Source organism: Frigidibacter sp. (assembly GCF_030695035.1).
In the GTDB taxonomy this organism is placed as follows: Bacteria; Pseudomonadota; Alphaproteobacteria; order Rhodobacterales; family Rhodobacteraceae; genus Frigidibacter.
In genome coordinates this window covers 81448-98931 of the sequence record NZ_JAUYTT010000014.1, presented here as the reverse complement: position 1 = coordinate 98931, position 17484 = coordinate 81448, and the positions used below count along the sequence as shown (strand labels likewise).

The window sequence follows — 17484 nt, the reverse complement described above, 5'->3', positions numbered from 1 at the left end:
GCTTCGACACCCTAACTGGCCCATCTCCGTAGATCTCGGGGGCCGTTTCCGGAAAGGAAACGGCCCTTTCCGATTGGGGGGGGCGCACGATGGCACGCATCTGCCTACTGCGCCCCGCCCAAAAACCGAAAAGCCGCCCAAAGTCAGGGGCGGCTTTTTCGTTGGTCACTGGAGTTTTTTTGGTGGAGCCAAGCGGGATCGAACCGCTGACCTCTTGAATGCCATTCAAGCGCTCTCCCAACTGAGCTATGGCCCCACCGGAGGTCCGGTCAGCTTGGCTTATGCCGTCGCTGCCCGTGTCGCGCCGTATAGGCAAGTGCAAAGGCGGGCGCAAGAGAAAATCGGTGCGCCTGCCGCAGAAACCACGGGGGTGGGGAAAGGCGCCAGATGGCGCCCCGGTCCCTGCCCCGAGGCCGGAAGTCAGACCTCGTCTTCGTTGGTCGCGACGTCGGCGATTTCGTCCAGCGAGACGTTGTCGTCTTCGTCATCTTCCAGCAGATCGTCATCGAGATCGACGTCGGCGGTTTCGTCTTCCAGCACTTCTTCGTCGACCAGCTCGTCGCTCTCGGCGGCGCGGACGCGTTCACGATCCCGGTCGCGCACGGCGGCCTTCTCGGCGATCATCGAACGGCCACGGCTGACGATCAGGCTGTCGGCGGTGAACGTGTGGGCGCATTCCGGGCAGGTCATCGGGTCGCGCTGCAGGTCGTAGAACCGGCTGGCGCAGTGCGGGCACAGGCGCTTGACGCCCCATTCTTCCTTGGGCATGAACGTCCCTTTCCGTGGCAAAAGCTGAGTGCAGAGTCGGCGTCAACTGCCACAAGTGCCGGGGGGTGTCAAAGCCTTTCCACCCACAGTCGCGTGTGTCAGGACGGGCTTTCCGCCAGCGCAGGCTGCGCTATGCTGCACGTGTCCCCCACCGGAGCCCGCATGACCCGCATCGCCCGCCTTGACGGTACCCCGCCGCTGGAGATCGCGCTGCGCCGTTCGGGCCGGGCGCGGCGCTTCTCGCTGCGGGTGTCGCGGCTGGACGGGCGGGTGACGCTGACGCTGCCGACGCACGCGCGCGAGGCCGAGGCGCTGGCCTTTGCCCGGGGCAAGGATGGCTGGATCCGGCAGGTGCTGGTGCAGATGGGCTTCGGGCCGGGGGCCGTGGTGGAGGCGGGGCTGCGCTTTGGCGACACGGTGCCGTTCGAGGGGCGGGCGCTGGTGCTGACCCCGGCCGCTGTGCGCAGCCCGCGGGCGGAGGGCGGCGCGCTGCTGATGCCGGCCGATCCGGCGCGGATTTTGCCGCGACTGACGGCCTTCCTGAAGCTCGCGGCGCGGGACCGGCTGACCGAGGCGTCAGACCGGCATGCCGCCGCGCTTGGGCTGCGCTACAGCCGGATCACGCTGCGCGATACCCGCTCCCGCTGGGGCTCCTGCACCTCGGATGGGGCGCTGATGTATTCCTGGCGGCTGATTCTGGCGCCGCCGGAGGTGCTGGATTACGTCGCCGCGCATGAGGTGGCGCATCTGGCCGAGATGAACCACTCGCCGGCCTTCTGGGCCGTGGTGGCGCGGTTGATGCCGGATTATGCGCGCCACCGGGCCTGGCTGCGGGCCGAAGGCGCGGCCCTGCACCGGCTGCGGCTGAACGTGGACAGTTGACGCGGCCGCGGATTTCGTGATCACGCTGCGCTATGCACAAGCCCGTCCGCCTGCCAGAAACCGCCGCGCATGAGCGGATCTACCGCGCCCTGCGCCTGCAGATCATGCATGGCGAGCTGGCGCCGGGGCAGGCGCTGACGCTGCGGGGCCTTGGCAAGGCCCATGGCGTGTCGATGACCCCGGCGCGCGAGGCGCTGCGGCGGCTGGCCGCAGAGGGGGCGCTGTCGCTGTCGGCCTCGGGCCGGGTCGGGACGCCGGAACTATCGAACGAGCGCATCGAGGAGCTGGCGATGCTGCGCGCGCTGATCGAGCCGGAGCTTGCGAGCCGGGCGCTGCCACGGGCGCATATGGCGCTGATCGAGCGGTTGCAGACGATCAACATGGCCAATGCCGAGGCGGTGGTGAAGCAGGACGCGGTGGGCTACATCCGCACCAATCTGGAGTTTCACCGCACTCTCTACCTACGGGCGCAGGCTCCGGCGATGCTGGCGATCGTGGAAACGGTCTGGCTGCAGCTGGGGCCAACGATGCGCGCGCTTTATGGCAAGCTGCGCCGGTCGGAAGCGCCGCCGCATCACCGCATCATCATCGCTGCGCTGAAGGCGGGGGACGAGCCGGGGCTGCGATTGGCGGTGCGCACCGACGTGACGCAGGGGCTGCGACATTTGGCAGCGTAGGCTGCGACGGAATGTAGCGGGGGCCGCGTTCTGGGCTGTGGGGCGCCGCAGCCACTCACGGTCATATTGGCGGCGCTCTACCCTGCCTTGGTGGGGGAGAGGCCGGCCGGGCTTCCCCGAGCCGGCCTTTTCCTGAATGTTATCAGGCGTGTATGGCGCCGTCGCCGCAGGCCAGCGCAGCCTCGCGCACCGCTTCCGAGAAGGTCGGGTGGGCGTGGCAGGTGAGCGCCACGTCCTGGGCCGAGGCGCCGAATTCCATCGCCACGCAGATCTCGTGGATCAGGTCGCCCGCCGCCGGGCCGATGATGTGGCAGCCAAGCACGCGGTCGGTGTCCTTGTCGGCGAGGATCTTCACGAAGCCTTCGCCCATGAACACCGCCTTGGCGCGGGCATTGCCCATGAAGGGGAACTTGCCGACCTTGTAGGCGCGGCCGGCCTCTTTCAGTTGCTCTTCGGTCTGGCCGACGCTGGCAACCTCGGGCGAGGTGTAGATGACGCCGGGGATGACGGCGTAGTTCACATGTCCATGTTTTCCCGCAAGAACTTCGGCCGCGGCCATGCCTTCATCTTCGGCCTTGTGGGCCAGCATCGGGCCGGGAACGGCGTCGCCGATGGCGTAGATGCCTTTCACATTGGTCTGGAAATGGTCGTCGATCTTGACCATGCCGCGGGGCAGCATCTCGACCCCAAGCGCTTCCAGCCCGAGGCCGGCGGTGTAGGGTTTGCGGCCCGTGGCGAGCAGCACCGTGTCGGCCTCAAGCGTCGCTTCGCTGTCATCCTTGCGCAGTTTGTAGGTGACGGTGGCCTTGCCTTTGGCCACGTCCACCTTCTGCACGGCGGCGCCCATGATGAACTCAAAGCCTTGTTTCACCAGCATTTTCTGGAAGGCCTTGGCGACTTCGGCATCCATGCCGGGGGTGATGGCGTCGAGGTATTCGACGACGGTGACCTTGGTGCCGAGGCGGGCGTAGACGGAGCCCATTTCGAGGCCGATCACGCCGGCGCCGATGACCACCAGGGATTTCGGGATCTTGCCGAGCGACAGGGCGCCGGTGGAGGTGACGACGGTCTGTTCATCTACTTCCACGCCGGGCAGCGAGGCGGGTTCCGATCCGGTGGCGATGACGATGGACTTCGCCTCATGCACCTCGTCCCCGACCTTGACCTTGCCGGCCTCGGGGATCGAGCCCCAGCCTTTCAGCCAGGTGACCTTGTTCTTCTTGAACAAGAACTCGATGCCCTTGGTGTTTCCGTCCACCACATCTTGTTTGTAGGCCTGCATCTGCGGCCAATCCACCGAGGGCGATTTGCCCTTCAGGCCCATCTTGGCGAAGTTGTGTTCCGCCTCGTGCAGGTGGTGCGTGGCGTTCAGCAGCGCCTTGGACGGGATGCAGCCGATGTTGAGGCAGGTGCCGCCAAGCGTCTCGCGCCCCTCGACACAGGCGACCTTCAGGCCGAGTTGCGCGCAGCGGATGGCGCAGACATAGCCGCCGGGGCCGGCGCCGATCACGATCACATCAAAGCTCGCCATGGTAGTCTCCTTCAGGCTTTTTCGGTGTGTGGAAACCGTATGGAAACCATGCAGATTTCATACATACGATTGCCGCATGTTTCAGAACAGCGCGGCGAGGATCATCGCCACGGTCGCAAGGAAGCCGATGCCCCAGATCGCCGAGCGCCAGGGCTTCCAGCCGAGGGCATAGGCAGGAACGTAGAGCACCCGCATCGCCAGATAGATCCAGGCGCAGGCGGCGGTGAAGCCGGTGGACTGGCCGCCGAGCGTGACCACGACCACGGCGAGGGTGAAGAGGATCAGCCCCTCGAAATGGTTGTTCAGCGCGCGCTGGAGGCGGGCGGTGCGCGGGCTGAGCGACCGCGAGGGCGGCCGGTCGCGCGGGCTGGAGGTGTAGCCGGTTCCAAGCTCCATATTCGCCGGGAGGGCGAAGAGCAGGAACTGGACGGCTTGCAGGAGGCCGGCGAGGGCGAGGGCTGTGAGTTCGGGGGTCATTTGATCGTGGCCCTGTAGTTGGTTTCTTCACATATGTTGAAGGTACTGGCTGCAACCCAAGCCAGAAAATACACGATGAAAAATGGCGGAAAGACAAGCGAGACGGCTATACACATCCCCGGAAACAGTAGCGGCTGACGCACGAAGGTTGGGAGAGCCCCCACCTTTTCCAGCAAATCAATATGGAAATTCCAGACAGTCGCCAAAAGCACCACCACAGACCAAAGGACTTCTTGGAAGAATTTTATGCCGCGGTCGCCCAATTCAGCACTCGGGCCCACCGCTTCTTGGTCGTTCCCATATCCGTCATGTTCTGCTGGATCGTTATTTTTGACCGCGTTGCTTCCTTGCTCCATTTTACTGGAAACTAGCCATCCAATGAATGCTCCGAGCGGGCCGAACACCCAAGCAGCATTGTAGCCCGCTCCGCCCGTTACGAACCCCATAGAGGAACCAACGAACCAGCCAGACACCGCCCCTGCTACTATTAGTGCAATAGACTTGGACAAGGGCGGCCTCCAGATTTCAACTACCGACCAGTATCTGCGCGCCTAAATATCCACCAGCAACCGCCGCGGATCCTCCAGCGCTTCCTTGACCCGCACCAGGAAGGTCACGGCCCCCTTGCCGTCCACGATCCGGTGATCGTAGCTCAGCGCCAGATACATCATCGGGCGGATCACGATCTGGCCGTTCACCACGACCGGGCGGTCCTGGATCTTGTGCATGCCGAGGATGCCCGATTGCGGCGGGTTCAGGATCGGCGAGGACATCAGCGAGCCATAGACGCCGCCGTTGGAGATGGTGAACGAGCCGCCCTGCATTTCGGCCATGGACAGCTTGCCGTCACGGGCGCGCAGGCCAAGTTCGCCGATCTTCTTTTCGATCTGGGCAAAGCCCATCTGGTCGGCGTCGCGCACCACCGGGACCACGAGGCCCGAGGGGGTGCCGACGGCCACGCCCATGTGGACGTAATGCTTGTAGACCACATCGCCGCCGTCGATCTCGGCATTGACCTCGGGCACTTCTTTCAGCGCGTGGCAGCAGGCCTTCACGAAGAAGGACATGAAGCCCATCTTCACGCCGTGCTTCTTTTCAAACTGGTCCTTGTAGGTGTTGCGCAGCTCCATCACGCCGGACATGTCCACCTCGTTATAGGTGGTCAGCATGGCAGCGGTGTTCTGCGCTTCCTTCAGGCGGCGGGCGATGGTGGCGCGCAGGCGGGTCATCTTCACGCGCTCTTCGCGGGCGGCATCCTCGGCCGGGACCGGGGCGCGCGGGGCGGAGGCCGGGGCCGGAGCGGGCGAGGCTTTCGGAGCCGATGCTGCGCGGGCGACGTCTTCCTTCATGATCCGGCCATCGCGGCCCGAGCCGGTGACCTGATCGGCGGACAGGCCAGCCTCGGCCATCGCCTTCTTGGCCGAGGGCGCGTCTTCCACGTCCTTGGATTTCGAGGTGACGACGGCTTCAGGCGTGGCGGCGGCCGGTGCCGGCGAGGCCTCTTCCGACTTCGGCGCGGAGGGCGCGGCGGCGGCGCCTTCGGACACGACGGCCAGCTTGGCCTTGGCATCGACGGTGGTGCCTTCGGGCGCCAGGATCTCGGTCAGCACGCCGGCGACCGGGCTGGGGACTTCGACCGACACCTTGTCGGTTTCCAGCTCGCACAGCATTTCATCCTGCGCGACAGCGTCGCCCACCTTCTTGAACCAGGTGGCCACGGTCGCCTCGGTCACGCTTTCACCCAGCGTCGGCACCATCACATCGGTCATCTTGCCCTCTTTCGCGCCAGCTTCGGCTTCGGCGCCTTTTTTCGGCTTCACTTCTTCGGGGCCAGCGGTTCCGGCCTCGGCGATCTGCGCAAGCAGCGCGGCAACCCCGACCGTGGTGCCTTCGGGCGCCACGATCTCGATCAGCTTTCCGGCGGCGGGGGCGGGAACCTCCACCGTCACCTTGTCGGTCTCCAGCTCGCACAGCATCTCGTCGGCGGCGACGGTGTCACCGACCTTCTTGAACCAGGTGGCGACGGTCGCCTCGGACACGCTTTCACCAAGGGTTGGGACGCGGACTTCGATGGCCATGGATTATCCTCCGACCGTTAGGGCTTCGTTGACCAGCGTTTCCTGCTCTGCCTTGTGGCGAGAGGCGAGGCCGGTGGCCGGCGAGGCCGAGGCGGCGCGGCCGACATAGCGGGCGCGGCCATGGGTGGCGCCGATGCGGCCCAGAACCCATTCGAGGTTGGGTTCGAGGAAGGTCCAGGCGCCCTGGTTCTTGGGCTCTTCCTGGCACCAGACGATTTCGGCACCGAGGAAGCGGCTGAGCTCCTTGACGATGGATTGCGCCGGGAACGGGTAGAACTGTTCCAGCCGCAGCAGGTAGACATCGTCGATGCCGCGCTTGTCGCGTTCGGCCAGGAGGTCGTAATAGACCTTGCCCGAGCACATGACGACGCGCTTGATACCAGCGTCGGGCGCCAGTTTCGTGTCGGAATGGCCCTTCTCGGCGTCATCCCACAGCACGCGGTGGAATTGCGAGCCGGTGGTGAATTCGGCCGCGTCCGACACCGCAAGCGGATGGCGCAGCAGCGACTTCGGCGTCATCAGCACCAGCGGCTTGCGGAAGCTGCGGTGGATCTGGCGGCGCAGGATGTGGAAGTAGTTCGCCGGGGTCGAGCAGTTGGCGACGATCCAGTTATCCTCGGCCGAGTTCTGCAGGAAGCGTTCGAGGCGGGCGGAGGAGTGTTCCGGCCCCTGCCCTTCGAAGCCATGCGGCAGCAGCATGACAAGGCCCGACATCCGCAGCCATTTCCGCTCACCCGAGCAGATGAACTGGTCGAACATGATCTGCGCGCCGTTGGCAAAGTCGCCGAACTGCGCCTCCCACATCACCAGGGCGTTGGGTTCGGCCAGCGAGTAGCCGTATTCGAAGCCGAGGACCGCGTATTCCGACAGCATCGAGTCGATGGCCTCATACTTGGCCTGGCCTGCGCGGATGTGGTTGAGCGGGAAGTACCGCTCTTCCGTGGTCTGGTCGATGAAGGCCGAATGCCGCTGGCTGAAGGTGCCGCGGATACAGTCCTGCCCGGACAGGCGCACCGGATAGCCCTCGATGGCGAGCGAGCCGAAGGCCAGCGCCTCGGCGGTCGCCCAATCGAAGCCGGCGCCGGTTTCGAACATCTTGGACTTGCTGTCGAGCTGGCGGCCGACGGTCTTGTGCAGGTCGAACCCTTCGGGCACGCGGGTCAGCGCGGTGCCGATTTCCTGCATCGTTTCGGGCGCGATGGCGGTCTTGCCGGCCTGATACTCGGCCCCTTCGGAATCAAGCCCGGACCAGCGACCATCCAGCCAGTCGGCACGGTTGGGCTTGAAGTCCTTGCCGGCCTCGAACTCTTCATTGAGCTTGGCCTGGAAGGCGGCCTTCATATCCTCGATCTCGCCCTCGGGGATCAGCCCGTCCTTGACGAGACGCTCGGTGTAAAGCTGCAGCGTGGTCTTGTGCGACTTGATGCGCTTGTACATCGCCGGGTTGGTGAACATCGGCTCGTCGCCTTCGTTGTGACCGAAGCGGCGGTAGCAGAAGATGTCCAGAACCACGTCCTTGTGGAACTTCTGGCGGAATTCGGTGGCGACCTTGGCGGCGTGGACGACCGCCTCCGGGTCATCGCCGTTGACGTGGAAGATGGGTGCTTCGACCATCAGCGCGATGTCGGTCGGATAGGGCGACGAGCGGCTGAAATGCGGCGCGGTGGTGAAGCCGATCTGGTTGTTCACCACGATATGCATGGTGCCGCCGGTGCGGTGCCCGGTCAGGCCCGACAGGCCGAAGCATTCGGCCACGACGCCCTGCCCGGCAAAGGCGGCATCGCCGTGCAGCAGCACGGGCAGCACCTGATGGCGGGTGGTGTCGCCCAGCTGGAACTGCTTGGCGCGGACCTTGCCGAGGACGACCGGGTTCACAGCCTCAAGGTGGGAGGGGTTGGCAGTCAGCGACAGGTGGACGGTGTTGCCGTCAAAGACGCGGTCCGACGAGGCGCCGAGGTGGTATTTCACGTCGCCCGAGCCATCCACATCCTCGGGCTTGAAGCTGCCGCCCTGAAATTCGTGGAAGATGGCGCGGTAGGGTTTGGACATCACGTTGGCCAGCACCGACAGGCGGCCGCGATGCGGCATCCCGATCACGACCTCACGCACGCCGAGGTTGCCGCCGCGCTTGATGATCTGCTCCATCGCCGGGATCAGCGCTTCGCCGCCATCGAGGCCGAAGCGCTTGGTGCCCATGTATTTGACATGCAGGAACTTCTCGAAGCCCTCCGCCTCGACCAGCTTGTTCAGGATGGCGCGGCGGCCTTCACGGGTGAAGGTGATTTCCTTGCCGTAGCCCTCGATCCGTTCCTTCAGCCAGCTGGCCTGCTCGGGATCGGAGATGTGCATGTATTGCAGCGCGAAGGTGCCGCAATAGGTGCGCTTCACGATATCCACGATCTGCCGCATCGAGGCGATCTGCAGACCGAGGACGTTGTCGATGAAGATCGGGCGGTCCATGTCGGCTTCGGTGAAGCCGTAGGATTTGGGGTCCAGCTCGGGATGCGCATTCTGCGCCGTCATTCCCAGCGGGTCGAGATCGGCGGCCAGGTGGCCGCGGATCCGGTAGGCGCGGATGATCATGATGGCGCGGATCGAATCCAGCACCGCGCGCTTGATCTGATCGTCGCTGACCGAGACGCCCTTTTCGGCGGCGACTTCCTTGATCTTGGCGCCGGCGCCCTTGATTTCGCGCATCGCGGCCGGCCATTCGCCGGTCAGCGCCGCGGTCAGGTCATCATTCGGCATCGGCGGCCAGTCGGCGCGCGTCCAGGAGGCACCGGCGGCCTCTTTCTTCACGTCCATCTCGGCATCGCCGAGGCTGCGGAAGAACTCGCCCCAGGCGGCATCGACCGCAGAGGGGTCAGCGGCATAGCGGGCATAGAGCTGCTCGATATATTCCGCGTTATGGCCCTGCAGGAAGCTGGAGGCGTGCAGAAGATCGTTGGGGGATTGGTCGGTCATGTCTGGACCTCGTTGGCGGCAAGCCGGTTGTCGGTGCCCGGGATCGGGCGGGAGAGCGGGGCCGGGCAAAGCCGGGATGAGCGGGCGGCGCCGTCGGGATTTGGGCCGGGGTTCAGGGAACCAACGCGGGCCGAAGGGCCGGGGTTGCGCATGCAAGCCGGGCACGCGCCCTGACGAAGCGTCAAGGCGGGCGGGCGGCAAAGGGCTGCGGCAGGCAGGATTGCGATGAGCAACGATGCGGGGAGCAATGCCAAAGGCCACATCTGCGGCGCCTGCCGCATCCGGGCTTGGGCGCCTGCCGTGTTGCGCGCCCGGCGGGGGGCGTCGCGCCTATGGCTGACCATGACCATCGAGGGTCGGGCTCCGGGGTTGGCCCATGCCGCACTGCGGCGAAGGGCCTTTCAGGTGAACATAGTGCCGGAGCGGGGACCGCTCCGGCACAAACTTGCGGCCTGATTACAGGCTGATGGCTTTCAGCACGGCTTCGCCCAGACCGGCGGGGCTGTCGGCAACGATGATCCCGGCGGATTTCATCGCCTCGATCTTCGAATCCGCGTCGCCCTTGCCGCCCGAAACGATGGCACCGGCATGGCCCATGCGGCGGCCCGGAGGCGCGGTGCGCCCGGCGATGAAGCCCGCGGTGGGTTTCCAGCGGCCACGGCGCTTTTCATCGGCCAGGAACTGCGCGGCTTCTTCTTCGGCAGCGCCGCCGATCTCACCGATCATGATGATCGAGTGGGTTTCGGGGTCGGCCAGGAACATCTCCAGCACGTCAAGGTGCTCGGTGCCCTTGATCGGGTCGCCGCCGATGCCGACGGCCGAGGACTGGCCGAGGCCAACGTCGGTGGTCTGCTTCACGGCCTCATAGGTCAGCGTGCCCGAACGGGACACGACGCCGACCGAACCGCGCTTGAAGATGCTGCCCGGCATGATGCCGATCTTGCATTCGTCCGGCGTCATCACGCCGGGGCAGTTCGGGCCGATCAGGCGCGACTTGGAGTTCAGCAGGGCGCGCTTGACGCGCATCATGTCCAGCACCGGGATGCCTTCGGTGATGCAGACGATCAGCTCCATCTCGGCGTCGATCGCCTCGAGAATCGAGTCGGCGGCGAAGGGCGGCGGAACGTAGATCGCCGAGGCATTGGCGCCAGTGCGTTCCTTGGCCTCGTGGACCGAGTTGTAGACCGGCAGACCGAGATGCTCGGTGCCGCCCTTGCCCGGGGTCACGCCGCCGACCATCTTGGTGCCATAGGCGATGGCTTGTTCGGAGTGGAAGGTGCCCTGCGAGCCGGTGAAGCCCTGACAGATGACCTTGGTGTTCGAGTTGACGAGAACGGCCATGGAAACTTACCCCTTCACCGCTTTGACGATTTTCTTTGCCGCATCCGACAGGTCGTCGGCCGCGATGACGTTGAGGCCGGAGTTCCGGATGATCTCTTTCCCCAGCTCGACATTCGTGCCCTCAAGGCGCACGACCAGCGGAACCTGCAGGCCGACTTCCTTCACCGCGGCGATGACGCCCTCGGCGATGATGTCGCAGCGCATGATGCCGCCGAAGATGTTCACGAGGATGCCTTTGACGTTGGGATCCGAGGTGATGATCTTGAACGCCTCGGTCACCTTCTCCTTGGTGGCGCCGCCGCCGACGTCGAGGAAGTTGGCAGGCTCGGCGCCGTAGAGCTTGATGATGTCCATCGTCGCCATCGCAAGACCGGCGCCGTTGACCATGCAGCCGATCTCACCGTCAAGCGCGATGTAGTTCAGGTCGAACTTCGAGGCGGCGAGTTCCTTGGAGTCTTCCTCGGTCTCGTCGCGCAGCGCCATGATGTCGGACTGACGGTAGAGAGCGTTGTTGTCGAAGCCGATCTTGGCGTCGAGGCACTTGATCATCCCATCGGGGGTGACGATCAGCGGGTTGATCTCGAGCATCTCCATGTCCTTCTCGATGAAGGCGCGGTAGAGGTTCTTGACCAGCTGGACGCATTGCTTGACCTGCCCGCCTTCCAGCCCGAGGGCGAAGGCGACGCGGCGGCCGTGGAAGTCGGACAGGCCCGAGGCCGGATCGACGCTGAAGGACATGATCTTCTCGGGGGTGTGGGCGGCCACTTCCTCGATGTCCATGCCGCCTTCGGTCGAGACGACGAAGGAGACGCGGCTGGTGGCGCGGTCGACCAGCAGAGCCAGATAAAGCTCGCGGGCGATGTCGCTGCCATCTTCGATGTAGATGCGGTTGACCTGCTTGCCGGCGGGGCCGGTCTGGTGGGTCACGAGGGTGCGGCCCAGCATCTGCTTGGTCATCGCCTCGGCCTCTTCGACCGATTTGGCAAGGCGCACGCCGCCTTTTTCGCCGGCCTCGGCCTCCTTGAAGGAGCCCTTGCCGCGGCCGCCCGCGTGGATCTGGGCCTTGATGACCCAGAGCGGGCCGTCAAGCTCGCTCGCGCAGGTTTTGGCCTCTTCAGCGCGCAGGACGATACGACCGTCCGAGACCGGGCAGCCGTAGCTGCGCAGAAGCGCCTTCGCCTGGTATTCGTGGATGTTCATGGTAGCGTCCCATGCTGGTGCAATTTGGGGCTGAATGGCACAGCTTCCTTGATGGCAAAAGGCATTTCGGTGCAATCGGCGGTTTGCAGCCGCTTTTCCGGGTTTTGTGATCACGGGTTTGAAACCTGTGATCACAATCAATTTCCCGCCCGGAAAGCCGTGTAATTGCGGGTAAGGTCGGCCGCGAATCAGGTGGCGCTAACAGGTGGGGGTGGCATGTCGGGGCAAAAGCCAAGTTGGGCGGTGGTGGCGACGGTGGACGAACCAGCGCCGCTGCTGGCGGCCTTTGCGGCACATCATCTGGATCTGGGCGCGGCGACGGTGCATCTGTTCCTCGACAGCCCCAATCCCGAGGCGCAAGCACTGATGGCCGGGGTGCCACGGCTGACGGTAACGCTGTGCGATGACGAGTGGTGGCGGCTCAGCCGCAGGGGCAGCCGCCCCCAGCGCCACACTGCGCGGCAGAAATCCAACGCGGCGCATGTCTACCGGATGGGCGAGACGGACTGGCTGCTGCATTGCGATGCGGATGAGTTCGTCTGGCCGCTGGCGGATCTGGCGGCGGAACTGGCGCTGACGGCGGAGCGCTTCGGCTATCTGAACCTGCGGGTGGCAGAGCGGGTCTGGGCGGGGGAGGAAGGCGACATTTTTGCGGGCCGGTTCCGCACGCCGCTGACCGGGTTTGCGGCGCAGGGGCCGGGGATCTATGGGCCGGCGGCGGGATTTCTGAATGATGGGCTGTCGGGCCATACCGCGGGCAAGGGCATCGTACGCACCGGGCGCGGGTTCGAGATGGGGGTGCATCACCCGGTGCCAGGCGCAGTGCCGGTGCCGATGCGCCCGGCCGAGGCGGCGCGGCTGCTGCATTTCGACGGGCTGACGCCGCTGCATTTCGCGCTGAAGCTGCTGAAGCGCGCGACCGAAAGCTATGGCGGGCCGCCGCGGCCGCATGGCGCGCACCGGATCTTGCAGTTCACGCGGATGGCGGCGGCGGCGCGCGACGGCGCAGGCTGGCGCGATCTGGCGGGCACGGTCCAGGGGCTGACGGCGCAGCAGGCGGCGGCGCTGGAAGAGGCCGGAGGGCTGCTGGACGCGCGGCCGGATATCGAGGGCGCGCTGGCGCGGCAATTGCCGGGGCGGGCGGTCGACCTGTCGCCGGGCGCTTTCGACGCGATCCTGCGCCGGCGCGAGGCGGCGCTGATCGCGGCGACGGGCCTGTCCCTTTAGCGGCGCAGCAGCCGCGACAGGCCCAGCGCGACATTGGCCGAGATCGCCCGCAGGCTGCCGAACAGCCCGCGGTCCACCGGCCGGGCCAGCGGCGCGCCGGTGCCGCCAAGCGTCATGTCCGCCGCGATCATCCGCTGGATATGCCGCCACAGCGCCGGGCCGATCACCGCCGCCGGGCTTTCCAGCCGCTTCGTGCGGCCCTTCATATGGCCGTGCAGCCGCGGCAAGTGCAGCACCCGCGGCGCGGTGAACTTGGTGCCCTGCACCTCGACCTGCCGCACCGCCATCAGGTTGTATTCGGGCGGCAGCACCCAGATCCGCAGGTCGCTGTCGAACAGCAGCTCGCGCAGGACATATTGGTCGCGGCCGTGATTGCCCTCGATCATCGTGCGCTCGACAAGGTCGATGAAGGCCTGCGTCTCGGGCGACTGTCGGATGCCGATCATGCCGCCATTGATCTGCGGGAAGGCGGCCGGCATCGGGCGGGTCAGCTGCCGCATCGCCGAGGCTGTGTTGCGGCGCTGTTCATGGGCCGCGACGAAGTCGAAGCGGCCGAGCACCTCGAACACATCGCGCATATCGGCGACCACGATCACGTCGGCATCAAGGCAGATCGTGCGCTGAAACCGGGACCGGCGCAGCGCCTCGAACTTGGGGCGGAACCAGCTGCGGCCCAGTTGGTGAACACGGTCGAAGACCGGGTCGGTCACCTCGCCATCGGTGAAAAGGTCGATCGGCACGCCGGGATTTGTGGCGCGCAGGCTGCGCGCGGCCTCGGCCGCCAGCTGGATGAAGGCCTGGCCGGTGGCGGCAAAGACAAAGCCGTCGCGGGGTTCGGAGGTGGGGTCGGTCATCCGGGGCTCTCCTCATCTGTCTGCCCGCAGTCCTGCCATAGACGGTGCGCGCGGGGAATGCCGGTCTGCGCGGCGAGCACGCAACGAAGAGCGCGCGCCCCTTCAAGGGACGCGCGCCAAGTCTTGCAGCCAATAGATCAGGCCAGCGAGGGATCGATGCCCTTGCAGGCCTCGACGAGGCCTTTCACGGCGTCAACCGACTTCTGGAACATTGCCTGTTCGTCCTTGGTCATCTTGATGTCGATGACCTTCTCGATCCCGCCGGCGCCGATGATGGTGGGAACGCCCACATACATCCCGTCGAGCCCGAGCGCGCCTTTGACATAGGCGGCGCAGGGCAGGACGCGCTTCTGGTCCTTGAGATAGGCTTCGGCCATCTCGATGGCGCTGGTTGCCGGCGCGTAGAAGGCCGAGCCGGTCTTCAGCAGGCCGACGATCTCTGCGCCGCCATCACGGGTGCGCTGCACGATGGCGTCGAGCTTGTCCTGCGTGGTCCAGCCGAGGTCCACGAGATCCGGCAGCGGCACGCCGCCCACGGTGGAGTAGCGGACCAGCGGCACCATCGTGTCGCCATGGCCGCCCAGAACGAAGGCGGTGACGTCGCGCATCGACACGCCGAATTCCACCGACAGGAAGTGGCGGAAGCGGGCCGAGTCGAGCACGCCGGCCATGCCGACGACCTTGTTGTGCGGCATGCCCGAGAATTCGCGCAGGGCCCAGACCATCGCGTCGAGCGGGTTGGTAATGCAGATCACGAAGGCGTCCGGGGCGTGGGTCTTGATGCCCTCGCCCACGGCCTTCATCACCTTGAGGTTGATGCCCAAGAGGTCATCGCGGCTCATCCCCGGCTTGCGCGGGACGCCGGCGGTGACGATGCAGACGTCGGCACCGGCGATGTCGGCATAGTCGTTGGTACCCTTCATCACGGCATCAAAGCCCTCGGAGGGGCCGGATTCGGCGATGTCGAGCGCCTTGCCCTGCGGCGTGCCTTCCGAGATGTCGAACAGGACGACATCCCCGAGTTCCTTGATCGCAGCGAGATGGGCGAGCGTGCCGCCGATCTGACCGGCGCCGATCAGCGCAATCTTGGGTCTGGCCATGAATTCCTCCGGGTCAGGTTATGACTGTGACGCAGGCGCTTCCACCATGGGAAGCGCAGCTGACGCGGGGATGCGTAGTCTGTCACGGCCCGCCGTGCAAGTGCGGCGCGGGCCCGGCGGGGTTTGAGGATGGATCGGCGCCGATGTTTGCGCTAAAGAGCCGTCGCGCCGCGCGGGCGGTGCCCGGAAACCGGGCGCGGAGGCCTGCGGCGGGCGGGCGATTCTGTGAAATGCGAGGCGGCCGTGGAAGACTCCGTGCTGTTCTGGGTGGCGGCGCTGACCGCGGCCGTGCTGGTCGGCTCGGCGAAGGGCGGCTTGCCGGTTGTCGGCATGCTGTCGGTCCCGATCCTGTCGCTGGTGATGTCGCCGGTGATGGCGGCGGGGCTGCTGCTGCCGGTCTATGTAGTGTCGGACATGTTCGGGGTCTGGGCCTATCGCCACGCCTTTGACCGGCGCAATCTGGCAATCCTGATCCCGGGCGCGGTGGTGGGCATCGCGCTTGGCTGGGCCACGGCGAGCGTGGTGCCGGAGCGGGCGGTGACCGGGCTGGTGGGGCTGATCGGGCTGGCATTCTCGGCCAACCTGCTGCTCCGCCGGACCGTTCCGGCAGAGCGGGGGGCCACAGTGGCGCCAGGACTGTTCTGGGGCGCGGTGGCGGGCTTCACCAGTTTTGTCAGCCATGCCGGTGGGCCGCCCTATCAGGTCTATGTGCTGCCGCAGCGGCTGTCCAAGACCGTGTTCGCCGGCACCACGACGATCTTCTTTGCGGTGGTGAACGCGGTGAAGCTGGTCCCCTACTGGGCGCTGGGGCAGTTGTCGGGGGAGAATTTGAAGGTGGCGGCGGTGCTGATGCTGCCCGCCAGCCTCGCGGTCTTTGCTGGGTTGAAGCTGGTCAAGGTGCTGCCCGAGAAGCTGTTTTTCGCGCTGGTGACATGGGCGCTGCTGGCGGTGTCGCTCCGGCTGCTGTGGCAGGCGGCGGCGGGCTGAGGGTCAGGCGTCTGTGCCCTCAGGCGGCAGCAGGTCGGCCATAGCCTCATAATGCTGGCCCGAGGCGAGCAGGCAGGTGCGCCCGCTCGGGAGGGTAACCGTGATTGTCCAGGTGCCGGTCACATCTGACGCGAAGACCTCGACAACGGCATTTCCGGAGGCGAGGCCGATGCCACGGCGGGTTTCGCCGTAGGTGGCGGCGAGCCGTTCCACGACCGAAGCGCGGATGCCGCAGCTTGGGCCGCTTTCGGCAAAGGCGGCCTGCGCCGCGAGGATCATTCCAGCAAAGCCGAGCGAGAGTGCGAAGAGTTTGTGTTGCATGATCTGTGCCCCGATGACTCTGCCCCGGCATAGGGGCGCGGTATGGGCAAAGACTGCGGCCAGCTCTGGTAATAATTGGTTAACGATGCGCGCAGCGCAGGGCTTGCCGCTGCGTTGCGGCAATTCCGGGGTTGCCGAATCTGCCGCTGATGTGGTCCTTGGCGAAATAAAGTTGCGAGGAGAGAATCATGGCTGCGGTTACTGCCGGGCGCGCGCGCCCCTTCCGGTCGGTGCTGTATATCCCCGGCTCCAAGGAGCGGGCGCTGGAGAAGGCGAAGGATCTGCCGGCCGATGCGATCATCTTCGACCTCGAGGATGCCGTGGCGGCGGATGAAAAGCCGGCCGCGCGGGCGCTGCTGGCGCAGGTTCTGGCCGAGGCCGATTATGGGTCCCGGGCGCGCATCGTGCGGATCAACGGGCTGGACAGCGACTGGGGCCACGATGACGTGGCGGCGTTTGCCAAGGCGATTGCCGCCGGGGCGAAGGTCGATGCGATCCTGATCCCCAAGGTTTCCACCCCCGCTGATCTGGATGCCGTGGCGGCGCTGATCCCCGATGTGCCGCTATGGGCGATGATGGAAACCGCATTGGGGATGCTGAACGTCGCCAGCATTGCCGCGCATCCGCGGCTGGCGGGCATGGTGATGGGCACCAATGATCTGGCCAAGGAGCTTGGCAGCCGCTTCCGCCCCGACCGCCTTGCCATGCAGGCGGGGCTCGGCCTGTGCCTGCTGGCTGCGCGGGCGCATGGGCTGACCATTGTCGATGGCGTCTACAACGCGTTCAAGGACGAGGCCGGGCTGCTGGCCGAATGCGAGCAGGGCCGCGACATGGGCTTTGACGGCAAGACCCTGATCCACCCCGCGCAGCTGGAGATCGCCAATACCGCCTTTGCGCCGTCGGAGGCCGAGATCGATCTTGCCCGTCGGCAGATTGCTGCCTTCGAGGAGGCCGAGGCGCAGGGGCTGGGTGTCGCAGTCGTGGATGGCAGGATCGTCGAAAACCTGCATATCGTGACCGCGCGGCAGACTCTTGCGAAAGCGGAGGCGATTGCCGCGTTGCACGCAAGCTGAAAGG

General features: G+C 65.9%; 16 protein-coding genes and 1 tRNA gene. 5 read left to right on the top strand and 12 right to left on the bottom strand.

Going from position 1 to position 17484, the window contains the following annotated elements:
* Positions 1 to 180 precede the first annotated feature (180 nt).
* Together Q8S30_RS14490 and Q8S30_RS14485 are read right to left on the bottom strand one after the other, a co-directional pair.
* Positions 181 to 256 (bottom strand) — tRNA-Ala (locus Q8S30_RS14490).
* A 164-nt stretch (positions 257 to 420) separates the two neighbouring features.
* The gene (locus Q8S30_RS14485; protein ID WP_305666736.1) at positions 421 to 768 is read right to left on the bottom strand and encodes a TIGR02300 family protein; all 348 of its coding nucleotides are present in this window, start codon (positions 766 to 768) and stop codon (positions 421 to 423) included.
* A gap of 162 nt (positions 769 to 930) precedes the next feature.
* Here Q8S30_RS14485 and Q8S30_RS14480 point away from each other — a divergent pair, with 162 nt between their 5' ends.
* Entirely contained in the window at positions 931 to 1650 is a 720-nt protein-coding gene (locus tag Q8S30_RS14480) for a M48 family metallopeptidase (protein ID WP_371135527.1), read from the top strand.
* Positions 1651 to 1682: 32 nt separating this feature from the next.
* Positions 1683 to 2327 (top strand): GntR family transcriptional regulator, encoded by a 645-nt coding sequence (locus Q8S30_RS14475; RefSeq protein WP_305666735.1) that lies wholly within the window; start codon positions 1683 to 1685, stop codon positions 2325 to 2327.
* Positions 2328 to 2469: 142 nt separating this feature from the next.
* Here Q8S30_RS14475 and lpdA read toward each other — a convergent pair whose 3' ends face one another.
* The 7 genes from lpdA to sucC all read right to left on the bottom strand — a co-directional run bounded on the left by lpdA (position 2470) and on the right by sucC (position 11918).
* Complete coding sequence (gene lpdA, locus Q8S30_RS14470) at positions 2470 to 3858, bottom strand: dihydrolipoyl dehydrogenase (RefSeq protein ID WP_305666734.1); 1389 nt, start codon at positions 3856 to 3858, stop codon at positions 2470 to 2472.
* 81 nt (positions 3859 to 3939) lie between these two features.
* Positions 3940 to 4335, bottom strand: coding sequence for an MAPEG family protein (locus tag Q8S30_RS14465; protein WP_305666733.1), 396 nt, complete (start codon positions 4333 to 4335; stop codon positions 3940 to 3942).
* A complete protein-coding gene (locus Q8S30_RS14460) occupies positions 4332 to 4808 on the bottom strand; it encodes a hypothetical protein (RefSeq protein WP_305666732.1) in 477 nt (158 codons plus the stop codon). Before Q8S30_RS14460 ends, Q8S30_RS14465 begins: the two co-directional genes overlap by 4 nt.
* 78 nt (positions 4809 to 4886) lie before the next feature.
* The gene (odhB, locus tag Q8S30_RS14455; RefSeq protein WP_305666731.1) at positions 4887 to 6413 is read right to left on the bottom strand and encodes a 2-oxoglutarate dehydrogenase complex dihydrolipoyllysine-residue succinyltransferase; all 1527 of its coding nucleotides are present in this window, start codon (positions 6411 to 6413) and stop codon (positions 4887 to 4889) included.
* 3 nt (positions 6414 to 6416) lie between these two features.
* Complete coding sequence (locus tag Q8S30_RS14450) at positions 6417 to 9377, bottom strand: 2-oxoglutarate dehydrogenase E1 component (RefSeq protein WP_305666730.1); 2961 nt, start codon at positions 9375 to 9377, stop codon at positions 6417 to 6419.
* 456 nt (positions 9378 to 9833) lie between these two features.
* Positions 9834 to 10718 carry a succinate--CoA ligase subunit alpha gene (gene sucD / locus Q8S30_RS14445; protein WP_305666729.1) on the bottom strand — a complete coding sequence of 295 codons (885 nt, stop codon included), beginning with the start codon at positions 10716 to 10718 and terminating at the stop codon, positions 9834 to 9836.
* 6 nt (positions 10719 to 10724) lie between these two features.
* Complete coding sequence (sucC, locus tag Q8S30_RS14440; protein WP_305666728.1) at positions 10725 to 11918, bottom strand: ADP-forming succinate--CoA ligase subunit beta; 1194 nt, start codon at positions 11916 to 11918, stop codon at positions 10725 to 10727.
* Positions 11919 to 12134: 216 nt separating this feature from the next.
* Between sucC and Q8S30_RS14435 the strand changes: the two genes are divergently transcribed.
* Entirely contained in the window at positions 12135 to 13145 is a 1011-nt protein-coding gene (locus tag Q8S30_RS14435; protein WP_305666727.1) for a glycosyltransferase family 2 protein, read from the top strand.
* On the opposite strand, the gene Q8S30_RS14430 is transcribed toward Q8S30_RS14435, so the two are convergent.
* Together Q8S30_RS14430 and mdh are read right to left on the bottom strand one after the other, a co-directional pair.
* Complete coding sequence (locus tag Q8S30_RS14430; RefSeq protein ID WP_305666726.1) at positions 13142 to 13999, bottom strand: putative nucleotide-diphospho-sugar transferase; 858 nt, start codon at positions 13997 to 13999, stop codon at positions 13142 to 13144. The two genes, Q8S30_RS14435 and Q8S30_RS14430, sit on opposite strands and share 4 nt — an antisense overlap.
* Before the next feature lie 137 nt (positions 14000 to 14136).
* Positions 14137 to 15099 (bottom strand): malate dehydrogenase, encoded by a 963-nt coding sequence (gene mdh / locus Q8S30_RS14425; protein ID WP_305666725.1) that lies wholly within the window; start codon positions 15097 to 15099, stop codon positions 14137 to 14139.
* 243 nt (positions 15100 to 15342) lie between these two features.
* Here mdh and Q8S30_RS14420 point away from each other — a divergent pair, with 243 nt between their 5' ends.
* Complete coding sequence (locus Q8S30_RS14420) at positions 15343 to 16086, top strand: sulfite exporter TauE/SafE family protein (RefSeq protein ID WP_371135526.1); 744 nt, start codon at positions 15343 to 15345, stop codon at positions 16084 to 16086.
* A gap of 3 nt (positions 16087 to 16089) precedes the next feature.
* On the opposite strand, the gene Q8S30_RS14415 is transcribed toward Q8S30_RS14420, so the two are convergent.
* Complete coding sequence (locus Q8S30_RS14415) at positions 16090 to 16407, bottom strand: hypothetical protein (protein ID WP_305666724.1); 318 nt, start codon at positions 16405 to 16407, stop codon at positions 16090 to 16092.
* Between the two features lie 188 nt (positions 16408 to 16595).
* Here Q8S30_RS14415 and Q8S30_RS14410 point away from each other — a divergent pair, with 188 nt between their 5' ends.
* Complete coding sequence (locus tag Q8S30_RS14410; protein WP_305666723.1) at positions 16596 to 17480, top strand: (3S)-malyl-CoA thioesterase; 885 nt, start codon at positions 16596 to 16598, stop codon at positions 17478 to 17480.
* Positions 17481 to 17484 lie beyond the last annotated feature (4 nt).